Genomic DNA, 19,080 nt, shown 5'->3' on the forward strand with positions numbered 1-19,080 from the left:
GGAAAACTGTAATTTTTTAAACATAAAACAAATATATTATTTACGACTATTTCTGAAAGATACTATAATATCAAATCATAATAAAAAAATACCAGTTTTAACCAATTAAGGATTTTTATAGGAAGAAAAATTATAATTTGACAAGTTTATGAGTATTTGACAAAGTATTCAATTGTTCTAAAAATATTGAAATAATTAGCTACTATTTATAAAGCCATCCTTTTATGAGTTCAGTGTAATTCTCGCTCAATGTCATTAAATTAAGGAATTCTTGATAAATTTTATTAAAAAATATAGCTCGCAAAGACACGAAGTCGCAATGAAATCAGTTTTTAAATTTGCGTCTCTGCGCCTTTGCGAGACCAATTAAAGCTTACAGAAATTGCACTATTGTGTCGCATTTAAATGAAAATGAACCATAAATACGTGAGAAGTAAAATAGCTATCATATTCTTTTCAAACCTATAAATTCTATACTTCTATTATACCAAACCAGTTAACTTTTAATAAAAAATCCTCAAAAATCATTCGCTTTTTGAGGGTATTTTTTAAAATTTAATATTTTATTTTACAACGGAATATTTCCGTGTTTTCTATTGGGAGTAACACTTACTTTATTCTCTAGCATAGCAAAGGCTTTTATCAATTTGCGTCGTGTATCTTGTGGTAAGATTACCTCATCAACAAAACCACGTTGAGCTGCTGTATATGGATTGGCAAACAACTCGGCATATTCGGCTTCTTTTTCCAAAAGTTTGGCTTCGTGGTCTTCGGCATCATGGATTTCTTTTTTGAAGATAATTTCAGAAGCACCTTTGGCTCCCATAACCGCAATTTCTGCAGAAGGCCACGCAAAATTCATATCAGCACCAATGTGTTTTGAGTTCATCACATCATAAGCGCCACCATAGGCTTTTCGGGTGATTACTGTAACTCTTGGAACTGTTGCTTCGCTTAAAGCGTACAACAATTTAGCTCCGTGAATAATGATCCCGTTCCACTCTTGGTCAGTTCCCGGTAAAAAGCCAGGCACATCTACCAACACCAATAGCGGAATATTAAACGCATCACAAAAACGAGTAAATCTCGCGGCTTTAATAGAACTATTCACATCCAAACAACCCGCCAAAAACATCGGCTGATTGGCTACAATTCCAATACTCCTACCTCCCAATCGCGCAAAACCAACGAGGATATTTTCGGCATAGTTTTTATGAATTTCAAAAAATGAATCTTCATCAATGATTCCAGCAATCACGCTGTGCATATCATAAGGTTTATTTGGATTGTCAGGAATAATATCGGCTAATTGCATCCGAATTTCATCCTTTAGTTCAAAAGGCAAATGATGTGGTTTTTCTTTATTGTTTTGTGGCAAATAACTAAGCAATGTCTTAATGTCTTCCAGACAAACCACTCCGTTCAGCGCTGTCCGATGCGCAACACCCGATTTGGTAGAATGTGTGCTTGCGCCTCCCAATTCCTCAGAAGTTACTGATTCGTTGGTTACGGTTTTCACTACGTTTGGCCCAGTAACAAACATATAGCTGGTTTCTTCGACCATAATTGTAAAATCGGTCATGGCTGGAGAATAAACTGCTCCACCAGCGCAAGGTCCCATAATTGCTGATATTTGAGGAATTACACCACTCGCCTGCACATTTCTATAGAAAATATCAGCATAACCGCCCAAAGAACGAACGCCTTCCTGAATACGTGCTCCGCCAGAATCATTCAAGCCAATCATTGGTGCTCCCACTTTGACAGCCATTTCCATGATTTTGCATATTTTTTCGGCATGAGTTTCTGATAGTGAACCGCCAAAAACAGTGAAATCCTGCGCAAAAACATAAACCAATCTTCCGTTAATGGTCCCATATCCAGTAATTACTCCATCACCGTAATACATTTCTTTTTCCATTCCAAAATCGGTGGTGCGGTGTGTGACCAACATCCCGATTTCTTCAAAAGAGCCTTCATCCATCAAATATTCAATACGTTCTCTTGCAGTCAATTTTTTATTAGAATGCTGTTTCTCAATTCGTTTTTTACCTCCACCCAAATGGGCTTGAGCAATTTTATCGTTTAGTATTTTTATTTTAGACTTCATCCGTTATTTTTCTAAATTAATTTAAAATTTTGAAACACATAGAAACATAGATTTTGACACAAGAATGGGCTTATCAAACTCTTTTTGTTCCCACTTTTTTTCTATGTTTCAATGTGGTAAAATTCATTGTTGAATTGGCAATCGTACTATTTTTTGATCTTCAAAATATTGTTTCAATGCTAACAAAGCAGCAATTTCTGCTTCTTTGCCTGCCTGTTCTTTTATGATTTCAAGGTTATAATGATGCTTCACAAAATGAGTGTCAAATTTTCCAGAACGAAAAGCTTCGTGTTCAAAAACAAATTTTCCAAAAGGCAAAGTCGTGCAAACTCCTTCTACACGGTAATTTTCAATCGCTTTGATCATTAATTGAATCGCTTCTTCGCGGGTTTGTCCGTAAGTAATCAATTTCGCCAGCATCGGATCATAATAAATTGGAACATCCATGCCTTGCTCAAAACCATTATCGACACGAATTCCCTCACCAACCGGAATTTGATACACATCCAAATGACCAACACTTGGCAGAAAATCATTCAAAGGGTCTTCGGCATACACCCGCAATTCTAATGCATGGCCTTTTATTTGTAAATCATCCTGAGCGATTTTTAAAGCTTCTCCCCTTGCGACTCTAATTTGCAACTCAACTAAATCAGTTCCTGTAATCAATTCGGTTACGGGATGTTCTACTTGCAGGCGGGTATTCATTTCGAGGAAATAGAAATTATTATTTTCGTCTAATAAAAATTCGACTGTTCCTGCTCCTAAGTAATCACAGGATTTAGCAACCAAAACAGCAGCTTCACCCATTTTTTTACGCAATTCGGGAGTTAAAACTGATGATGGCGCTTCTTCAACCACCTTTTGATGACGGCGCTGAATACTGCATTCTCTTTCAAATAAATATAAAATTTTACCATGACTATCTGCCAATACTTGAATTTCAATATGTCGCGGAGACGCCACATATTTTTCTATAAAAACTGAACCATCTCCAAAGGCTGCAAGTGCTTCACTTATTGCGCGATTCATTTGGGACTCAAAATCCGCTTCGCTTTCCACCACACGCATTCCTTTTCCACCACCTCCAGCCGAAGCCTTAATCAATATCGGGAAACCAATTGAAGTTGCTGCTTGCTTTGCTTTTTCGATATCCGTAATTGCTTCATCTATTCCCGGAACCATCGGAATATCATAAGTTTTGACAGCCTCTTTGGCGGCCAACTTACTTCCCATAATTTTAATAGCATGCGATTTTGGGCCAATGAAAATAATTCCGTTCCTTTCACATTCCTCAGCAAAATCGGCATTTTCACTCAAAAAACCATATCCGGGATGAATTGCATCAACTCTCAAAGATTTGGCCACTTCAATAATTTTACTTCCAACTAGATACGATTGATTCGAAGGCGCTTCGCCAATACAAACGGCCTCGTCGGCAAACTTTACATGAGGCGCATTTCTATCAACAATAGAATAAACGGCAACGGTCTTAATGCCCATTTTCTTGGCTGTTTTCATCACTCTGATGGCAATTTCACCTCTATTGGCGACTAGTATTTTTTTCATATTTTAAATATTAAAGAGGAAAGACCACTTCGCTGCAAGAAGCCAGATAAAAGAAATCTAACATTCATCTTTACTTCGTATTTCTTACTTCTTATCTCTTGCTTCTTGTCTCTTGTTTTTATTTCTCTATTCAAACTCAATCAGCAATTGTCCTTTATCCACGGCATCTCCCGTTTTCACAGCGATAGACTTTATAACGCCATCACGAGGTGAAATAAAGCTGTTCTCCATTTTCATCGCTCCCAAAATAATTAGATTGTCATTTTCTTTTACAGACTGACCAACTGTCACATTAATTTCCAAAATCAGGCCAGGCATAGGCGCTTTTATTGCATTGATTTGTTTGGTCAAACCAATTTCAAATCCCATCTTTTTAATCTGAATATCCAAAGGATTGGCAATTGCAACCTCATAAATAGAGCTATTTACTTTAACTGTATACCTTTTATGATTGAAATCCGAAGAAACGATTTCTGCTTTAAAAGAGGTGTTTTGATGCAATACATGAAAAGCATTTTTCTCTGTCACCACAGCATCCAATCGGGAAATACTTTCTTTATCCAAATCAAATTGAAACAACTCATTTACAATTACTTTGTAATTAGCACTCATACTCTATAATTTTTTAGGTTAGTAAAAATAGAAAAAGAAAACGTTTGCGTGAATAAAAAATCAAAAATCAGAATAAAATTCATTAGGGCGTGCTCCCGTTGAGCTATCCGCGCAGCTTCGGTAGCTTCTATCCCTCACGCAAAAGAACACAATTGTTCTTCGTGGTAGAATAATCAAAGACGAATTCATCTCTCGGAAATCAATTTTGCATGATAGAAACATCTAAATTTCTTAAACTTGATGATAACTCTTTTTTACAAAAAAGCACCATTAATATTAATGTTTCAAAATAGCTTTTTCTTTAATCTAAATAAGGTATTTATTGTTATTTTTTTATCAATTATTCAATAATTTTATGTAAAAAGGTTGTCAAAATACAAAATTCACTTTTAAACGATATTTTTTTTGACTAATTAATAATTTAGTAGTACATTTGAGTGTAATTTCAATACAACGATTTAGCAAATAAAATAAAACAATATTAAAAACATAAATATCATGAAAAATTCAATCTTTTTTTTAGGAATTGCTTTACTTACTTTTGTAAATGTTTCAACAGCTACAAATACAATTTCGACTGTTGATAAAGAAAAAACAACAATCAAATACGACGATGTAACGCCATTATGTGTTGCTATTAGTAAAGGAGAACTTGAAATAGTTAAAAAATTTATAGAATACGGTGCTGATGTCAATCAAAAATCAAACGGATTAACTCCTTTAATGATTGCTGCACGCTACAACAAAGCTGAGATTGTTAAGTATCTATTAGAAGACTGCGATGTAAAAATCAACGAAAAAGATGATAATGGACTTACGGCTTTAAATTATGCTGAAATTTCAAACGCTACAGAAACTATTCAACTACTAAAAAACTATAAATAACCAAACCACTTTTAATTAAAGCAAATCAACTTTGTTTGCCAGTAAATCGTTCTTTAGAGATTTCTTTAGAACGATTTTTTATTTGCAAATATTTAAGTTGTTTTCAACGGAACAAACTAACCATAAGGTTTTGGAAAACAATAAACCTACAAAACCAACAGTCCAAATTCTCTTAAAGTATTCACCGGTTTGGAATACCAAAACAATTCGAAATCTTCCAATTCAGTTTCAAAATCATTTTTTACTTCCAGAAAAGAATACGTTTTAGTATTCGAAACTGATATTTTTTGGAGTATTTCTACAAGCCATTTGCCTTCCGCTTTACTGGTTTGAATCGTAAAACTTTCTTTTTTATCATGAAAAGTCAAAGCTGACATTTCCCATGAATTCCCTTTTTTGGATTTAGTAAAATACTCTACAGAAGGTTTTCCTCCCAACCAAACAATTTTGGCTGTAGGCTTAATGTTAAAATCCACCACTTCCTGAAGAGCATCAAAAATAAAATCGGGATGAATTTTTGTCTTAGGAATTTTAAAATCAAACCAATCTTGCAAATCATAGTCAAAACAGATTCCGTGCATAAAATTGAACAGTGATTTCTTTAATCCAAAACTAAATTTATCGTGATCAATTCCTGTTTTATCTGTATAATTAATATCATTATTAGCAAAAGTACCAATGGCTTCTGTTTCTTTTACTGCGCCAAATTGCTCCGGAAACATCCCTACAGGACTATGTGCCGTCATCGCAAATTGATGCCAAAAACCAGATTGCAGCACTCCTGCTTCAAATAATTGACGCACCATTTCGAGGCTATCCACAGTTTCCTGAATGGTCTGAGTTGGATAACCATACATTAAATAAGCATGGACCATTATACCTGATTCGGTAAAATTGCGGGTAACTTTTGCCACTTGTTCTACTGTTACGCCTTTGTCAATGAGTTTCAACAAACGGTCCGAAGCGACTTCTAATCCGCCTGAAACGGCAATACATCCAGATGCTTTAAGCAATACACACAAATCTTTGGTAAAACTTTTTTCAAAACGAATGTTCGTCCACCAAGTCACCGCTAATTTCCGACGAAGAATTTCCAGCGCCAAAGCCCGCATCAAAGCTGGCGGTGCGGCTTCATCTACATAATGAAAACCATTTTCACCGGTTTGGGCAATCATTTGCTCCATTCGGTCGCACAACAAACTTGCAGCAACGGGTTCATATACTTTTATGTAATCCAGAGAAATATCGCAAAACGTACATTTTCCCCAATAACAGCCGTGCGCCATCGTAAGTTTGTTCCAACGCCCATCACTCCACAAACGATGCATTGGATTTACAATTTCGATCACTGAAATATATTTATCCAACAACAAATCCGAATAATCTGGGGTTCCTACTTGAGATTGTTTGTAATCGTGTTGAGTGGAATTATTTTTATAAATCACTTTTCCGTCTTCTAACAAAAAAGTTCTTTTATATGAATTGTAATTTGGGTTTTCAATATTGGCAATTAACTCTTCAATTGGCGTTTCTCCATCATCCAAAGTGATATAATCAAAAAACTCAAAAACTCGTGTATCCGAAAGTGAACGTAATTCAGTATTTGGGAAACCACCACCCATCGAAATTTTGATATTAGGATAATGCTTTTTCACCCATTGAGCCGAACGAAAAGCGGAATATAAATTCCCTGGAAACGGAACCGAAATCAAGAATAAAGTCGGCTGAATGGTTTCTATTCTTTCTTTTAATATCGAAAGTAGAATTTGGTCAATATAAGTTGGTTCTTTTTGTAAAGCTTCATACAATTCGTCAAAAGAATTGGCGCTTCGTCCTAATCTTTCGGCATAACGACTGAAACCAAAATTCTCATCAACACATTCCACAATAAAATCTGAAATATCTTCAAGGTATAAAGTAGCCAAATGTTTAGCTTTATCTTGTGTTCCCATTGTTCCAAAAGCCCAATCGAGTTCTTCCAATTGTGCAAATCGAGAAGCTTCCGGCAAGAAGTCTTCCTGACAAATTTGCAATGCTAATGTTGGATTTTTTCCTTGTAAAAAAGCAATAACCGAGTCAATCGTTTTAATGTATTCGTCCTGCAAAGCAAAAATTCTCTTAGCATTATCAGAAAGCGGTTCAACTTGTAACTTTGAACCTTGAACTTTAAACAAATCGCTCAATCCCTCTTTTGAAAATAATTTCAAAATCACTTCAATCCCCAAATCTGCCTGAACTGATTCTATGTTTTTGGTATTCAAAAAACCTTTGATATAAGCCGTCGCAGGATATGGCGTATTCAGTTGCGTAAAAGGTGGCGTTATGAGGAAGAGTTTGGTTTTCAAGAGTGCTATTATTTTTTTGCAAAAATAAAATTAAAATTTCGGCTTTTAACGGATTTATATAGTAATTGATCAATCAAATAAAAACAAAAAATGTTGCCCAATTAAAGACAACATTTTTGTTTTGACACTTTATTTAACTTGCTTCAAAACCCAACTCGAAATTTCCTCTAACGCTATTGGAGAAAAGGTTTGCTCAATTGTTGCGTATTCATTTGGAGAACCCGTTTCGCATTCTTGGAATAAATGATTTAAATTGGGCAACTTTTTAATTGTTACATTTTTATTTCCTCCCTTAGTTAATGCCGTTTTAATAGCTTCCAAATTAACATCAGCAGGAACTTGTAAATCTTTTTCACCGTTGAGAGCCAAAACAGGACATTTTACTTTTTCAAGATATAATGCAGGATCTAGTTTGAGAAAACTAACCATCCAAGGACTTGTGATTTGCGATGACAATGCACTAATCTGAGTATCATTCATGGCAGTACCTAATTTCGTTTTTAGATAACTACGCACTTTACCTTTTAAAATATCATGACTCGCCGATGATTTTACAATACTATCATAAGCACCTTTGAAAGTTTGCTGCGCTTTTTGAATTTCATCTTCAGAAACTCCCATTTGACGTTCTATTTTTTCCTTTTGCAAAAGCAACAATTGGTCTCCACGAATTCCTGTGCCGGCTAATAAAACAATAAAATCTATTTCTTTCGAATTGCTGGCAACTATTGGAGCGATTATTCCTCCTTCGCTATGGCCTATTAATCCAATTTTACTTTTATCAATTTCTTTTCTGCTTTGTAAATAAGCGACTCCAGCTTGAACATCTTTGGCAAAGTCCAAAGTAGTTGCTGTTTTAAATTCACCAGTAGATTTTCCGACACCGCGATCGTCAAATCGTAATACGGCAATGCCTTTTTTAGTCAAATAATCCGCTATAACAAGAAAAGGTTTATGACCTAACAATTCTTCATCTCTATTTTGTGGACCGCTTCCGGTGATTAAAATTACAGCTGGAAACTTGCCTTCTTTTTGTGGCAAACTTAAAGTTCCAGCCAGTACATCTTTATCTATTTTGTTTTCAAAAGTAATCTCTTCTGTATAATAAGAATATGGTTTTTGAGGCTCCTGGGGTCTTTTTATAACTTGTTTTTCTAATTTTTCTCTAGATAAATTCAAGGGAAACGATTGACCGCTTTGTTTAAAAGTACCAACTATTACATTATACTGATTCAGTTCTCCTTCGTAAACAATATTTGCATTAGGTATCGCTAATTTTAAAGTAGCATTTTCAAAAACAGTTGAAGTTACAGGGATTCCTTTAGCGCCTTGATCTGGGCTGTCCATTGTAGAACTATATCCATTCTCGGCTTTAGTGATATTAAATTCAAGTCGTAATTGTCCTCCTGGAACTTTTAAAAAACCATTCCATTGTCCAGTTATATCTTGTGCAAATGTGCTCAACGAAACTAAAACTGTTGCTAAAAAAAATATTGTTTTTTTCATTTTTACGAAGTGAATGGATAATTCCATTTGAGTTTAAATTAATTAATAAACTTACAATATTAACAAATTTAGAAAAATAATAAGTTAAAACACAGTCAGCAATCTATTCCCATTTAAAAACAAAATACAAATGATATGAGATCAAATTGCAAGGCAACAAAAAAGCTACACCATTTTATTGATGTAGCTTATATTTTTGCTTTCTAAATGTAGTTTGGTTTGTTCTGTACTAAACTGCTATTGGATTTCATTGCGTAAAATGATTCTGCAGACTTCCAATTTTATTGCTATTGTAATGAAATCCAGTTTTATTATTCTCCACAAGCCGGAAGCTTGCAACCACTATCATTATCGGATTGCAACATCGAATACACGCGATAGTCTCCTGTGGAATGACAAGACCAATAAGTAAAAGTACTTCCTGCTGCAACACCATATTGCATACCACAATCCCATTGCCCTGTTTTCTTTTTAATGGCGATACGTATGGCTAGTTTTTTTGATGAATTATTTTGAACTTTAACAGAAAGGTCGTCCTTACTACCGCAATTATTAATCCATGTAGTAGTTGCTGTAACATAACTATTCATAGATCCACAGCTACTTCCGGTACCACTTCCGCTTCCGGTACCACTTCCGCTTCCAGTTCCAGTGCCAGTGCCACTACCACTACCGGTATTTCCACTTTCATTAGAACGGTAAATTATACCTTGTGGATTAGCATCGTATGCTGCAGTACAAGTAGTATAACAAAGAGTAGTCTTTGTGTTGTAAAACGGGTATCCTTTAGGAGCACATACACCATTATAAACTGGATAATAATCGCTATTGCAGTTTCCTGTACCAGTCCATTGTGTATAGTTGCATGTATTGCTGCTGTCATCATAAGTATCTTCATCATTCTCTTCTTCAACACAAGAGAAGATTGTAATAATAATCGCGGTTACGAGTAAAAGTTTTGCTGTTAGGTTTTTAGTAATCATAAATATATAAAATTTGGGGTTTCTTATATTTTTCAAAATTTGTTTTATGGCTTTACCGATCAGTCCAGTTGCAATTGCGTGCAACTTTCTCTTTATTATCATTTAGTTGTTTCGGTGCAAAGTTTCGCACGGTATTGCTCATAACATCAAACTATTTGGTGAAATTGGTCGGCAAATATGCAAGTTTTTTTTGCCCAGCACAAATTTTTTTAAGTACAAAACCAAATTTATTTAAAGCCTGTTTCCTAAATCTCACAAAATGATATTATAGGATTTAAAACCCACAAAAAAAGCTACAAATTTAATTGGTATGACTCATGTTTACTTACAGAAATAAACTAAAAACATTTATGCCTAAAAAAGACTTTTGGAGAATAATTTGCTTTTTCTAACAAAAACAAAACACTTTCTAAAAAATCTGAGTTAAATCCGTTTTCTTTAATCGCAGTTCAGGCTAAAACTTATGTTCCTTTTTGCTAATCATTAATAAAGCGAACAACGAAAGACAAGCTGCAAACGTCAAGTAAAATCCAACATAAGTCAAACTATACTTTGTCGCCAACCAAATCGCAATCATTGGCGCAAAAGCCGCACCAAATATTCCAGCTAAATTAAAGGTTAATGAAGCCCCCGAATAACGAACATTTGTTGGAAATAATTCGGAAAGAAACGTGCCTAAAGGTCCATAAGTAAATCCCATTAAAGACATTCCGATACACACAAATGTTACTACTAATATATGATTTCCAGAATTTAAAAAACTTGAAAATAAAAATCCAAAAATTGCAATAACTGTCGTAGTAATAATCAAGATTTTTCTTCGCCCAATTTTATCGGCTACAACTGCTGAAATTGGGATAAAAAAAGCAAAAAATAACACCGAAAATAATTGCATCAATAAAGCATCTCTTTTCTCAAAACCTAAATTAGATGTTGCCCAACTCAAAGTAAATACAGTCATTAGATAAAAGACCAAGAAGGTAGTAATAGCAGCTAACGTTCCGAAAATCAATTGGTTTTTATACGATTTAATCAAAGTTAGAAAAGGAATTTTTACTTCTTCGTGTTCTTTTTTTGAAGTTTCAAAAGATGGTGTTTCGGTAATTTTAGTTCGGATATAAAAACCAACTATAACCAAAAGCGAACTTGCTATAAAAGGAATTCTCCAACCATAATCCATGAAATCTTGGCTACTCATCGAATCAGTTAATAGTAAAAAAGTTCCTCCTGAAAGCAACAATCCAATAGGCGCGCCCAATTGCGGAAACATTCCATACCAAGCACGTTTGTTGGGTGGTGCGTTTTCAATAGCTAATAAAACTGCTCCTCCCCATTCGCCTCCTAATCCTACACCTTGTCCAAAACGGCACAACATTAATAATAAAGGAGCGGCAACTCCAATACTAGCATAACTTGGTAAAAATCCAATAGTTATCGTTGAAATTCCCATTGTTAACAAAGCGGCAACAAGCGTGAATTTACGGCCAATTTTATCTCCATAATGACCAAAAAATGCCGAACCCAATGGGCGTGATAAAAAAGCTATCGAAAAAGTTGCCAATGATTCTAAAGTCGCCATAGTTTTATCTGCACCCGGAAAAAACAATTGTGGAAATACCAATACTGCTGCATTAGCATAAATATAAAAGTCAAAAAATTCAATAGTGGTGCCAATTAAGCTACCAAAAAGAACGTGTTTTAGAGAGTTCTTCTGATTTGGATTATCTTTCATCGAAATATTGATAAATTATTTAAGAAAATTGGCTGTAAAAGTGAATCTAAATTTTGAAAGTAGCAAATATTTATTTTTAAAATTGAAAGATTATTGTGAAAAACATAAAGCGCAATATAAGTTCTCAAATCTTACTATTTTAATCATTTAAACAAACAAAAAAATTCAAATCAGAAGCGATTGCAAAAAAGATTTTAAACTATATATTTTCATTAAATTTACAGCTATCAAATAAAAAAAATATGCCAACCGACTGTATCAGCTATCAAAACTCTGGATATTTCACTCCCTTAATGAATGATTATTTAAATCAAAAAAACGAATTACATTCCTTATATAACCACTTCCCCACTTTAGAAAACTTTGAAAAACAAATTGAAGAGAAAAAAAACAATTTCAATGACAATGACAATTTCAAAAGACAAACATTAGTTTCAGTACTAAAAAATCAATATGCTCAATTGAAAATTTCAAATGAAACGTTGAACAATATTGAACTTTTAAACCATCCAAACACTTTTACAATTACTACCGGACATCAATTAAATCTCTTTAGTGGTCCATTGTATTTTTTATACAAAATCATTTCGACTATTAATTTGACAACCGAATTAAAAGCGAAATATCCAAACTATAATTTCGTTCCTATTTATTGGATGGCAACTGAAGATCATGATTTTGAAGAAATTAATTACTTCAATTTCAAAGGAAAAAAATTCAGATGGAACAAAGAAAGCACAGGGCCTGTTGGAAGGTTATCAACCGAAGGTTTAGCCGATTTCCTGGAAATATATGCATTAGAAATAGGTTCTAGCACGAATGCCAACACCATCAAAAAGCTTTTTGAAGATTCATATCTCAAACATGACAACCTAGCCGATGCAACAAGATATTTAGCCAATGCTCTTTTTGGATCAACTGGTTTAGTTATTTTGGATGCAGATAATCAAGATTTGAAACGCAATTTTATTCCGTATATAAAAGAGGAATTGTTTCAACAAACTTCGTTCAAAGCAGTATCCGAAACCATTGAAACATTAAAAAACTATACGATTCAGGTCAATCCACGAGAAATTAATTTGTTTTACATCGAAGATAATTTACGCGAAAGAATCATTCTTGAAAACGGAATTTACAAGGTCAATCATACCAAAATCGAATTCACTGAATCCGAAATTCTATCCGAATTAGAGAGAAATCCTGAGAAATTTAGTCCCAATGTTATCATGCGTCCTCTATATCAGGAAGTTATTTTACCCAACTTATGTTACATCGGCGGAGGTGGTGAAATTGCTTATTGGCTTGAATTAAAATCCTTTTTTGATGCGGTAAAAGTGACTTTTCCAATGCTTTTATTGAGAAACTCCGTGCTTTTAGCGACTGAAAAGCAAATCAAAAAAGCTGACAAATTAAATTTAACCTGGGCTGATTTGTTTTCAAAACAAGCTGTTTTGGTAAATAAAATTACTCAAAAACTGTCCGATTATCCTATCGATTTTACAGAACAAAAAGCTGTCTTAAGAAAACAATTTGATGCCTTATTAGAACTTGCCAATCATACTGATAAATCATTTTCTGGAGCTGTAAAAGCACAAGAAGTAAAGCAAATAAAAGGATTGGAAAACCTTGAAAAAAGATTGCTTATTGCTCAAAAAAGAAAATTCCATGACGAATTGCAACGTATTATTGATCTGCAAAATGAATTGTTTCCAAATCAAAGTTTACAAGAGCGTCAGGCTAATTTCTCAGAATTTTATTTGGAAAATGGTGAGCATTTGATACCAAAATTAATGAACCAACTCAATCCTTTAGATAACAACTTCAATATTATTGAATTGTACTAACTGATTATTCACTATAAAACCAAAAAAACTATGACCAAAGACCGCCTTATTTCTCTAGATGTTTTTAGAGGATTAACTATTTTATTAATGACAATTGTAAACAACCCCGGCAGCTGGGCAACTGTCTATCCACCATTATTACATTCTGAATGGAATGGTTGTACTCCAACTGACTTGGTTTTTCCTTTCTTTGTTTTTATCATGGGGGTTTCAATTGCATTTGCCATGCCTACAAAAACTTATGACAGTAACACATTCAATAAAATATTTACTCGCTCACTGCGCATGATATGTCTAGGTATATTTTTCAACTTTTTTGGAAAAATACAGTTATTTGGACTCGAAGGTTATCCGTTATTAATTGGAAGATTAATAATATCAGCAGCTGTTGGTTATGCTTTAATGGGAAATTTTACTCAAAAAGTAAAAACCTATTTAGCAGTTTCGATTTTTTTTATCTTTATAATTCTAGCTTATAGTGGCCTCGAAGCTTACCAATCAGTGCGTTTACCAGGAGTTTTACAGCACATTGGAGTTGTTTACTTCTTCGCTTCGCTTATGTATTTAAAAACGACTCAAAGAACACAATTATTGGTTGCAGCTGGATTATTATTAGGCTATTGGGCACTTATGACATTAGTTCCTGCTCCAGGATTTGAAGTTACAAACCTAGAAAAAGGAACCAATATCGCCGCTTGGGTTGACAACATTTTCCTGAAAGGGCATATGTGGGAATCAACTAAAACCTGGGATCCCGAAGGAATTCTAAGCACCATTCCAGCCATTGGAACTGGAATTATTGGAGTTTTAATTGGACAATTACTCAATAGCTCCTTATTAAAAACAGAAAAAGCTAAAAAATTATTTTTTATAGGAGTAATTCTAATCATTCTGGGACAACTTTGGAATATTGTTTTTCCAATAAACAAAGCACTTTGGACAAGTTCATTCGTATTGTACACCGCTGGACTCGCAAGTTTCATCTTATCCATTTTATACTATTGTATTGATATTGCAGACTACAAAAAAGGGATCAAATTATTCCAAATTTGGGGTGTAAATCCAATGATTGTTTTCTTTATTTCAGAAATTATTCCACAAGCGATGGTTATGATTTCATTACCAAATCCAAAATCACCTACTGAACAAATCAATCTTTACGATTATTTATATGTCGCAGGAGTAGAACCTTTTTTTAGCAATCCAATGACAGCTTCTTTGGTATTCGCTTTGCTTTATGTGGGTCTATGGTCTATTCTTTTGGCCTATTTTTATAAAAACAAGATGTACTTTAAAGTATAAGAAAATAAAAACGTTATTAGTATCCGATATTTACCATTAAATTAATAATTTGCTAAAATCATTCGATAAAAAAAGTATATTTTTGCACAAAATTTTAAAACACAGAAAAAATGGCGAGTAATAGAACTTTTACAATGATTAAGCCTGATGCAGTTCAAAACGGACACATCGGAAATATATTAGCAATGATTACAAACGGTGGTTTCAAAATCGTTTCTTTGAAATTAACTCAACTTACAGTAGCTGACGCTAAAGCATTTTATGCGGTTCACGCTGAAAGACCTTTCTACGGAGAATTAGTAGAATTTATGTCAAGAGGTCCAATTGTTGCTGCTATTTTAGAAAAAGAAAATGCTGTTGAAGATTTCAGAACTTTAATTGGTGCTACAAACCCAGCTGAAGCTGCTGAAGGAACTATCCGTAAAGCATATGCAACTTCTATCGGTGAAAACGCAGTTCACGGTTCTGATAGCGATGAAAACGCTGCAATCGAAAGTGCTTTCCATTTCTCAGGTAGAGAGCAGTTCTAATAAGTTAGCAGTATTCAGTTTTTAGTAATCAGCTAAAAACTAAAAAAAGCTAACTCAAATTCACAAAAAATCCCATTCAATCGAATGGGATTTTTTTATACATTCTAAATAATTCTGACTTCTTTTTTCTGTAATCTGCCATCTGAATTCTGCTACCTAAGAATCACATCTGTCACCACATCCCTGCGTAATTCCTCATTAATCATTTTTATAATCTTCGATTTTCCGTGACTCAACTCCTCACGTAAAACCGCCGAAGTCAACTGAACATACAAGGTAGAACCTTTTAAAACCACATTATTGGTATAGCTGTTCACCCCATTTCCCATCAAATTACGCCAAGCATCTTTGACGTCAATCTCATCCATACCGGCCTGCAATTTATTTACTTCAATAATTTGCTTCAAAACTTCACCAATAGTACTTTGATTATTTAGTCTTTTTGCCATAGTCATCGAGCTTAATCGGCCCCGTTTTTTTATAATGATATTCTTTTTTTTCTGAATTTAAAACTACCAATTCCTTATCGTTCAAAGTCAACACTTCTTCGCTCCACTTCATATAAGGCGTGCTATAGTCCAAAAAAGTCTGATCATCAGCAAACCGAATCTTTACATTTTCAAATGTATCATTAACTAAAAAAGTTCCATCCAATTGTGGCATTACTTTCTTTCGAATTCCAGAATTATTTTTGTCAATTTTAAAATAATCAAATGCTTCATTTACACCATATTTTTTCGCATTTCCGTCTTTAAAAATAACCTTTTCAATTTCCCAATAGCCATTGATTTTAGCAATATCAGTCGGTTGAATTTTCTGCTTACAGGCTGTTAATAAAAAGACAGCAATCAAGACACTTAATACTTTTTTCATAAAATTATATTTTTTTTGGAGCAATTTCCTGCTTTCCATTACAATCTTTTTATCTCGAAAAAAACGAGACAAAAAGGATTTCCATTGCAATCAGGGCTAGGGTAAACCGTCTCACAACACCTTTTCTTAATACAACAAAGTTAATTTATAAAGTCAAAAAAAAGAAAAAGAGCCCAAATAAATTGGACTCTTTTACAAACTTTATATTGAAAAATTATCTTCTTTGCTTTATCCTTCTCATTAATCCCAAAAAGAAAAAAACCAAACCGACAATCAACAATGCATAATAAACGCTAATATTATTTTCTCTTATAACATTTGCCAAAACAAAAGCTGCAATACTTATAAAATAAAAAAACATTGGACTTGCATTTTTAAAAAAATCCATAATCTATTATTTAAAGAAACTATCTACGAATTCGTATTTATTAAAAACCTGCAAATCTTCAATTCCTTCTCCAACTCCAATGTATTTCACAGGTATTTGGAATTGGTCTGAAATACCAATAACAACGCCACCTTTGGCAGTTCCGTCCAATTTAGTAACAGCTAAAGAAGTAACTTCGGTCGCTGCTGTAAATTGTTTCGCTTGTTCAAAAGCATTTTGACCAGTCGAACCATCCAAAACCAACATTACATCATGAGGTGCATCAGCAACCACTTTTTGCATTACGCGTTTTACTTTTGAAAGTTCGTTCATTAAGTTAATTTTATTATGCAAACGACCAGCTGTATCAATAATAACAACATCAGCATTTTGAGCCACTGCCGATTGTAAAGTATCAAACGCTACAGAAGCTGGGTCACTTCCCATTTCTTGTCTCACAATTGGCACTCCAACTCTGTCTGCCCAAATTTGCAATTGGTCAATAGCGGCTGCACGGAAAGTATCTGCTGCTCCCAAAACAACTTTAAATCCAGCTTTCTTGAATTGATAGGCTAATTTTCCAATTGTAGTCGTTTTACCAACACCATTTACACCAACCACCATCAAAACATACGGTTTCGTGTTTACTGGAATAACAAACTCAGTTCCTTCTCCAGTATTGGTTTCTGATAATAAACCAGCTATTTCATCTCTCAAGATCTGATTAAGTTCATCAGTTCCAAGATATTTGTCTGCTTCTACTCTTTTTTCAATTCGATTAATAATTTTAAGAGTTGTATTGACTCCCACATCCGAAGAAACAAGAATTTCTTCTAGGTTATCTAAAACATCATCATCAACTTTTGATTTTCCGGCGATTGCTTTGGTCAATTTGGAAAAAAAAGAAGACTTTGTTTTTTCTAAACCTTTATCTAATGATTGTTTTGCCTGTTCACTAAGGCCCGAGTCTTTTTTCTCTGAAGAGAATATTTTTTTAAAAAAGCTCATTTACTATGGAATTTTTACGATTTGGAATTTACATTTGTCAACTTAAACAAGAAAAATCAATTAAAACGATAAACTTTCTAATTAATTATAGTCCGAAAAAAGCTTTAAACTTTCAAGATGTAAATATAGAAAATAAAAAAGCTACTTCCGAAGTGAAAGTAGCTTATCTATAAAATGTAATATGATTATTTCTTTTTCAAGAATTCATCAACTTCTTCAGGAGCCATAATAGATTCAACGAATGTATATGCGCCAGTTACTGGAGATTTTACCATTTTGATGGCTTTTGATAATCTCTTAGAAGATGTTTGTAACGATGCTACGGTTTTCTTTGCCATGATTAATGTTTTTTAAAACTTTTACTTTAAGTAAAAATTTTTATTATTTAATTTCTTTATGAACAGTTACTCTTTTCAAGATTGGATTAAATTTTTTAATCTCTAATCTGTCTGGAGTATTTTTTTTGTTCTTAGTAGTTATATATCTTGAAGTACCTGCAACACCGCTAGTTTTGTGCTCTGTACATTCTAAAATTACCTGGATTCTATTTCCTTTCTTTGCCATCTTGCTATTTGTTTATTTTGGAAAAGATTATTTAATAAATCCTTCTGACTGCGCTTTTTTCAAAACTGCAGCGATTCCATTTTTATTAATTGTTTTTATCGTAGATGCTGCTACTCTAAGAGTAATCCATCTATCTTCTTCTGGAAGATAAAAACGCTTTTTAACTAAGTTTACAGAAAACTTTCTCTTAGTTTTGTTCATAGCGTGAGAAACGTTATTTCCTACCATCGCTCTTTTACCTGTAAGGTCACAAACTCTTGACATTATACTTATCTTTTATCGTTATTCAAAATCAGGGTGCAAAGAAAAGAAAAATAAACCTATCTACCAAAATATTTATTGCTCTTTTTTTGAAATTTCTTTCAATAACATTTCAAGCCCTTTAACCGAAGCTCTATCTATCACTTTTTCACGAGGTTGACCAAAATTAAACCCTTCAACAAGTACTTCGTTTGGTGTTGCCAGTGCAATGTAAACCGTTCCCACCTCAGCGTCAGCCTCGCCTTTTGCCGGACCTGCATTGCCTGTCGTTGCAATGGCGTAATCCGATTTCAGTAATGCTTTCACATTCAGAGCCATTGCTTTTGCCACTTCGGCACTCACAACACTATGTTTTTCTATTAACTCTTTAGAAACATCCAACACGTTTACCTTCACTTCTGTTGCATAAGACACAACACTTCCTTTAAAATAATTGGAAGCCCCCGAAACCGAAGTTATCAACTCGGCAATTTTTCCTCCTGTACAACTCTCAGCCGTGGCTAAAGTTGCCTTTTTATCAGACAACAATCTACCCAAAATCACCTGAATCGTCTCATCTTCTTCAAAACCAACAATAATATCATGGATA

General features: G+C 33.8%; 19 protein-coding genes. 4 read left to right on the forward strand and 15 right to left on the reverse strand.

The genetic code is table 11. The features are described from left to right. Positions 1 to 568: 568 nt before the first annotated feature. The 3 genes from VLC96_RS00755 to VLC96_RS00765 all read right to left on the reverse strand — a co-directional run bounded on the left by VLC96_RS00755 (position 569) and on the right by VLC96_RS00765 (position 4,291). Complete coding sequence (locus VLC96_RS00755; RefSeq protein ID WP_325260086.1) at positions 569 to 2,110, reverse strand: acyl-CoA carboxylase subunit beta; 1,542 nt, start codon at positions 2,108 to 2,110, stop codon at positions 569 to 571. A gap of 123 nt (positions 2,111 to 2,233) precedes the next feature. Next, positions 2,234 to 3,679 carry an acetyl-CoA carboxylase biotin carboxylase subunit gene (gene accC / locus VLC96_RS00760; protein ID WP_325260088.1) on the reverse strand — a complete coding sequence of 482 codons (1,446 nt, stop codon included), beginning with the start codon at positions 3,677 to 3,679 and terminating at the stop codon, positions 2,234 to 2,236. A gap of 126 nt (positions 3,680 to 3,805) precedes the next feature. Beyond that, entirely contained in the window at positions 3,806 to 4,291 is a 486-nt protein-coding gene (locus VLC96_RS00765; protein WP_325260090.1) for an acyl-CoA carboxylase biotin carboxyl carrier protein subunit, read from the reverse strand. 498 nt (positions 4,292 to 4,789) lie between these two features. Here VLC96_RS00765 and VLC96_RS00770 point away from each other — a divergent pair, with 498 nt between their 5' ends. Next, positions 4,790 to 5,176, forward strand: a complete 387-nt coding sequence (locus VLC96_RS00770) for an ankyrin repeat domain-containing protein (protein ID WP_325260092.1) — start codon at positions 4,790 to 4,792, stop codon at positions 5,174 to 5,176. A 146-nt stretch (positions 5,177 to 5,322) separates the two neighbouring features. Here the strand turns inward: VLC96_RS00770 and VLC96_RS00775 are convergent, their stop codons facing one another. The 4 genes from VLC96_RS00775 to VLC96_RS00790 form a co-directional block, all read right to left on the reverse strand. Further along, entirely contained in the window at positions 5,323 to 7,521 is a 2,199-nt protein-coding gene (locus VLC96_RS00775) for a B12-binding domain-containing radical SAM protein (RefSeq protein WP_325260093.1), read from the reverse strand. Between the two features lie 129 nt (positions 7,522 to 7,650). Next, a complete protein-coding gene (locus tag VLC96_RS00780) occupies positions 7,651 to 9,027 on the reverse strand; it encodes an alpha/beta hydrolase family protein (RefSeq protein ID WP_325260094.1) in 1,377 nt (458 codons plus the stop codon). Between the two features lie 311 nt (positions 9,028 to 9,338). Then, positions 9,339 to 10,010 carry a hypothetical protein gene (locus VLC96_RS00785; protein ID WP_325260095.1) on the reverse strand — a complete coding sequence of 224 codons (672 nt, stop codon included), beginning with the start codon at positions 10,008 to 10,010 and terminating at the stop codon, positions 9,339 to 9,341. Between the two features lie 454 nt (positions 10,011 to 10,464). Then, positions 10,465 to 11,742: an MFS transporter gene (locus VLC96_RS00790; protein WP_325260097.1), complete on the reverse strand. Its 1,278-nt coding sequence runs from the start codon at positions 11,740 to 11,742 to the stop codon at positions 10,465 to 10,467. Between the two features lie 242 nt (positions 11,743 to 11,984). On the opposite strand from VLC96_RS00790, the gene bshC reads away from it, so the two are divergent. From bshC to VLC96_RS00805, 3 genes are all read left to right on the forward strand, one after another. Further along, positions 11,985 to 13,586 carry a bacillithiol biosynthesis cysteine-adding enzyme BshC gene (gene bshC / locus VLC96_RS00795; protein ID WP_325260099.1) on the forward strand — a complete coding sequence of 534 codons (1,602 nt, stop codon included), beginning with the start codon at positions 11,985 to 11,987 and terminating at the stop codon, positions 13,584 to 13,586. A gap of 30 nt (positions 13,587 to 13,616) precedes the next feature. Then, the gene (locus VLC96_RS00800; protein ID WP_325260101.1) at positions 13,617 to 14,888 is read left to right on the forward strand and encodes an acyltransferase family protein; all 1,272 of its coding nucleotides are present in this window, start codon (positions 13,617 to 13,619) and stop codon (positions 14,886 to 14,888) included. A 110-nt stretch (positions 14,889 to 14,998) separates the two neighbouring features. After that, positions 14,999 to 15,418: a nucleoside-diphosphate kinase gene (locus VLC96_RS00805; protein ID WP_325260103.1), complete on the forward strand. Its 420-nt coding sequence runs from the start codon at positions 14,999 to 15,001 to the stop codon at positions 15,416 to 15,418. A gap of 152 nt (positions 15,419 to 15,570) precedes the next feature. On the opposite strand, the gene VLC96_RS00810 is transcribed toward VLC96_RS00805, so the two are convergent. The 8 genes from VLC96_RS00810 to VLC96_RS00845 form a co-directional block, all read right to left on the reverse strand. Then, complete coding sequence (locus VLC96_RS00810) at positions 15,571 to 15,867, reverse strand: DciA family protein (RefSeq protein WP_325260104.1); 297 nt, start codon at positions 15,865 to 15,867, stop codon at positions 15,571 to 15,573. After that, positions 15,848 to 16,291, reverse strand: coding sequence for a hypothetical protein (locus VLC96_RS00815; protein WP_325260106.1), 444 nt, complete (start codon positions 16,289 to 16,291; stop codon positions 15,848 to 15,850). The genes VLC96_RS00810 and VLC96_RS00815 overlap by 20 nt, the downstream gene beginning before the upstream one ends. A 214-nt stretch (positions 16,292 to 16,505) precedes the next feature. Further along, positions 16,506 to 16,679, reverse strand: coding sequence for a hypothetical protein (locus VLC96_RS00820; RefSeq protein ID WP_325260107.1), 174 nt, complete (start codon positions 16,677 to 16,679; stop codon positions 16,506 to 16,508). A gap of 6 nt (positions 16,680 to 16,685) precedes the next feature. Beyond that, complete coding sequence (gene ftsY / locus VLC96_RS00825; protein WP_325260109.1) at positions 16,686 to 17,666, reverse strand: signal recognition particle-docking protein FtsY; 981 nt, start codon at positions 17,664 to 17,666, stop codon at positions 16,686 to 16,688. Positions 17,667 to 17,851: 185 nt separating this feature from the next. Beyond that, positions 17,852 to 18,004: a DUF4295 domain-containing protein gene (locus VLC96_RS00830; RefSeq protein ID WP_100429907.1), complete on the reverse strand. Its 153-nt coding sequence runs from the start codon at positions 18,002 to 18,004 to the stop codon at positions 17,852 to 17,854. Between the two features lie 43 nt (positions 18,005 to 18,047). Beyond that, positions 18,048 to 18,230 (reverse strand): 50S ribosomal protein L33, encoded by a 183-nt coding sequence (gene rpmG, locus VLC96_RS00835; protein ID WP_017495179.1) that lies wholly within the window; start codon positions 18,228 to 18,230, stop codon positions 18,048 to 18,050. Positions 18,231 to 18,257: 27 nt separating this feature from the next. Further along, the gene (gene rpmB, locus VLC96_RS00840; RefSeq protein WP_024980263.1) at positions 18,258 to 18,494 is read right to left on the reverse strand and encodes a 50S ribosomal protein L28; all 237 of its coding nucleotides are present in this window, start codon (positions 18,492 to 18,494) and stop codon (positions 18,258 to 18,260) included. Positions 18,495 to 18,566: 72 nt separating this feature from the next. Then, the coding region (locus VLC96_RS00845) for a CinA family protein (protein WP_325260143.1) at positions 18,567 to 19,080 on the reverse strand (514 nt) is incomplete at its 5' end.

It is taken from the genome of Flavobacterium sp., from assembly GCF_035456085.1.
Lineage (GTDB): Bacteria > Bacteroidota > Bacteroidia > Flavobacteriales > Flavobacteriaceae > Flavobacterium.

What these genes read in the sequence shown, in the direction of transcription:
- VLC96_RS00755 (WP_325260086.1), bottom strand. Translation starts at nt 2,110, where the DNA reads ATGAAGTCTAAAATAAAAATACTAAACGATAAAATTGCTCAAGCCCAT.
- accC (WP_325260088.1), bottom strand. Translation starts at nt 3,679, where the DNA reads ATGAAAAAAATACTAGTCGCCAATAGAGGTGAAATTGCCATCAGAGTG.
- VLC96_RS00765 (WP_325260090.1), bottom strand. Translation starts at nt 4,291, where the DNA reads ATGAGTGCTAATTACAAAGTAATTGTAAATGAGTTGTTTCAATTTGAT.
- VLC96_RS00770 (WP_325260092.1), top strand. Translation starts at nt 4,790, where the DNA reads ATGAAAAATTCAATCTTTTTTTTAGGAATTGCTTTACTTACTTTTGTA.
- VLC96_RS00780 (WP_325260094.1), bottom strand. Translation starts at nt 9,027, where the DNA reads ATGAAAAAAACAATATTTTTTTTAGCAACAGTTTTAGTTTCGTTGAGC.
- VLC96_RS00785 (WP_325260095.1), bottom strand. Translation starts at nt 10,010, where the DNA reads ATGATTACTAAAAACCTAACAGCAAAACTTTTACTCGTAACCGCGATT.
- VLC96_RS00790 (WP_325260097.1), bottom strand. Translation starts at nt 11,742, where the DNA reads ATGAAAGATAATCCAAATCAGAAGAACTCTCTAAAACACGTTCTTTTT.
- bshC (WP_325260099.1), top strand. Translation starts at nt 11,985, where the DNA reads ATGCCAACCGACTGTATCAGCTATCAAAACTCTGGATATTTCACTCCC.
- VLC96_RS00800 (WP_325260101.1), top strand. Translation starts at nt 13,617, where the DNA reads ATGACCAAAGACCGCCTTATTTCTCTAGATGTTTTTAGAGGATTAACT.
- VLC96_RS00805 (WP_325260103.1), top strand. Translation starts at nt 14,999, where the DNA reads ATGGCGAGTAATAGAACTTTTACAATGATTAAGCCTGATGCAGTTCAA.
- VLC96_RS00810 (WP_325260104.1), bottom strand. Translation starts at nt 15,867, where the DNA reads ATGGCAAAAAGACTAAATAATCAAAGTACTATTGGTGAAGTTTTGAAG.
- VLC96_RS00815 (WP_325260106.1), bottom strand. Translation starts at nt 16,291, where the DNA reads ATGAAAAAAGTATTAAGTGTCTTGATTGCTGTCTTTTTATTAACAGCC.
- VLC96_RS00820 (WP_325260107.1), bottom strand. Translation starts at nt 16,679, where the DNA reads ATGGATTTTTTTAAAAATGCAAGTCCAATGTTTTTTTATTTTATAAGT.
- ftsY (WP_325260109.1), bottom strand. Translation starts at nt 17,666, where the DNA reads ATGAGCTTTTTTAAAAAAATATTCTCTTCAGAGAAAAAAGACTCGGGC.
- VLC96_RS00830 (WP_100429907.1), bottom strand. Translation starts at nt 18,004, where the DNA reads ATGGCAAAGAAAACCGTAGCATCGTTACAAACATCTTCTAAGAGATTA.
- rpmG (WP_017495179.1), bottom strand. Translation starts at nt 18,230, where the DNA reads ATGGCAAAGAAAGGAAATAGAATCCAGGTAATTTTAGAATGTACAGAG.
- rpmB (WP_024980263.1), bottom strand. Translation starts at nt 18,494, where the DNA reads ATGTCAAGAGTTTGTGACCTTACAGGTAAAAGAGCGATGGTAGGAAAT.